At 69.2% G+C, this 2,504-nt stretch carries 2 protein-coding genes; both read left to right on the top strand.

What is annotated here, in order from left to right:
* The coding region (locus tag WAW85_RS14360) for a Pls/PosA family non-ribosomal peptide synthetase (protein WP_422560274.1) at nt 1–1,751 on the top strand (1,751 nt) is incomplete at its 5' end.
* A gap of 22 nt (nt 1,752–1,773) precedes the next feature.
* Nucleotides 1,774–2,504 (top strand): hypothetical protein (locus tag WAW85_RS14355; protein WP_422560273.1); only part of this gene is annotated, 731 nt, incomplete at its 3' end.

Raw genomic sequence — 2,504 nt, 5'->3', positions numbered from 1 at the left:
TGCCCACTCTGGCCCGCGCTCTCGGCGCCCGCCTCGGCAAGGGTGTCGACCTGCATTCGCTGCCCCCGGTCACCGGCCTGCTGACGGTCGGCAACCTGGCCGCCATCGAACCCGAAGTGGACCTGTCCGGCTGGTGGCTCGACGGTGACGTCCTGCACCTCGGGGCGATCGAGATCAAGGACCGCGCCACCATCGGTGCGCGTTCGACGCTGATGCCCGGCGCGGTGGTCGGCCGCGGCGCCGTCGTCGATCCGGGTTCGACGGTTCTGCACAAGGTCAAAGCACGCCAGCATTGGGCAGGCTCGCCGGCGGCCAAGATTGGCAAGGCCCGCGCACACGGCCCCCAGGATCCGCCGCCGGCCGGGCGCGGCTGGGTACCCGTTTACGCGTTGAGCGCCCTGCTGATCGCTGGCATTCCCCTGCTGGCACTGGCTGTCGGACTGGTGGTGACCTTCTCGTGGGCACTGTCGGGAGACAGCCTCGAATCGGCGGTCCTGCGTGCGCTGGCCCTCAGCCCGCTCGGCACGCTGGCTGCGCTCGCCACCTTCGCGCTGGCCACCCTGATCGTCGTGCGCCTGGCATCGGTCGGGCTCACCCCGGGCTGGTACCCGGTGCGCAGCCGGACCGGCTGGCAGATGTGGCTGACCGAGCGCGTGATGGACTCGGCACGCACGTATCTTTTCCCGCTGTACGCGAGTCTGCTGACACCGTGGTGGTTCCGCGCGCTCGGCGCCCGAATCGGCTCGGGTACCGAGATCTCCACCGCGCTGGTCATCCCGAAATTCACCGTGGTGGGCGCCGATTCGTTTCTCGCCGACGACACCATGGTCGCGTCGTACGAGCTGAGCGGCGGGTGGATGCGGATCGGCCAGGCGCGCGTCGGCAAACGCGCCTTTCTCGGAAATTCCGGCATGGTGGCGCCCACCCGCAAGGTGCCCAAGGGCGGTCTGGTCGCGGTCCTCTCGGCCGCGCCGGAGAAGGCCAAGTCCGGCTCCAGTTGGCTGGGCAGTCCGCCGCAGCGACTGCGCCGGACCGCCGGAGAGGCCGACAGCTCACGCACCTTCGCACCGTCGCTCGGGCTGCGGATCGCCCGCTCGGTGGTGGAGACACTGCGCCTGATTGCCGTGTGGATATCCTTCCTCATCGGCGTCGGCGTGCTGCTGTCGCTGCAGGCGGTGGCCACGGCCACCTCACCTGCTGTCGCCACCGCCGTCAGCGGACTGGTACTGCTCGCCGCCGGGGTGGTGGCCGGGGTGGTGGCAGCACTGGCCAAATGGATCGTGATCGGGCGCATTCGACCCAGCGAGCACCCGTTGTGGAGCTCCTTCATCTGGCGCAACGAGCTCTCCGACGCTTTCGTCGAAACGGTCGCCGCACCGTGGTTCGCCAATGCCGCCGCCGGGACACCGGTAATCAACCTGTGGCTGCGCGCCCTGGGCGCCAAGATCGGGCGCGGCGTCTGGTGCGAGTCATATTGGCTACCCGAGGCAGATTTGGTGACCCTGGGCGACGGCGCCAACGTGCAACGCGGCTGCGTCGTCCAGACGCACCTGTTCCACGACCGCGTGATGGCCATCGACACAGTGACCATCGCCGCAGGCGCCACCCTCGGCCCGCACAGCGTCGCACTGCCCGCCGCCGGACTCGGCGAAGGTTCGACAGTGGGCCCAGGTTCACTGGTGATGCGTGGCGACCGAGTTCCCGACCACACCCGATGGCAGGGCAATCCCGTCGTCCCGTGGCCGCGCTGACCGTCCGGTATCCCCCGACTAAGTGAATCCGCGCCGATTCCGCACGTCTGAGGCCGCCATCGGTAGAGACTGGCGCGCCTTCGGCAAGCACAGTGAAAAGCAGGAACGACTACCCAAGAACTTCATCACGTCGGCACCGGCGCCGGTGGTCGGCGATGCGCTGCGCACGACGTACCGGGCCGGGGATCTGTCCCCGCTGAATAAAGTCGTGCTGTTGGCGGACAACCCCGGCTGCTTCCGGGTCGGCGTCACCTACGCCGACGATACCGAGTTCACCTTTGCCGACGGCACCACCGGGCACACCACCGGGGAACCGCTCTTCGTATTCGAGGTGCACTACCGCCCGCACGGCCCGGGCACCCACGGATACTTCGTGTGGACTCTGCTGCCCGATGAACCAGACGATTTTGAGAAACCGCAGATCGAGGCGATCCCAGTCTGGGCGATGAGTCCGGTGTACCAGCTCGATCCGCAGATGGAACTTATTGCCCACAAGGACGCGGCGGCCCGCGGCCTGGCCACCGGCACTGTGCAGCCCGTGCACCTCCCCGGCATGGGCGACGTGGCCAACCGGAAGGCGTTCGCACCGGGCTCTCGCCCCGACGCTCCTGGCCCACCGCCACCCGTGCCACCCCAGCCCTTGCCACCCCAGTCCTTGCCACCCCAGTCCTTGCCACCCCGACCCGGACCACCCCCGCCGTCGGTACCTGCCCAGGGCGCCGGTCCCGGCGGCCCGGGTCAGCCGCTCCGACC

This window comes from Gordonia sp. (in: high G+C Gram-positive bacteria) (assembly GCF_049299075.1).
GTDB lineage: Bacteria > Actinomycetota > Actinomycetes > Mycobacteriales > Mycobacteriaceae > Gordonia.
Note: the sequence above shows the minus strand (reverse complement) of the source record. Positions and strands in the feature narration are given on the sequence as shown.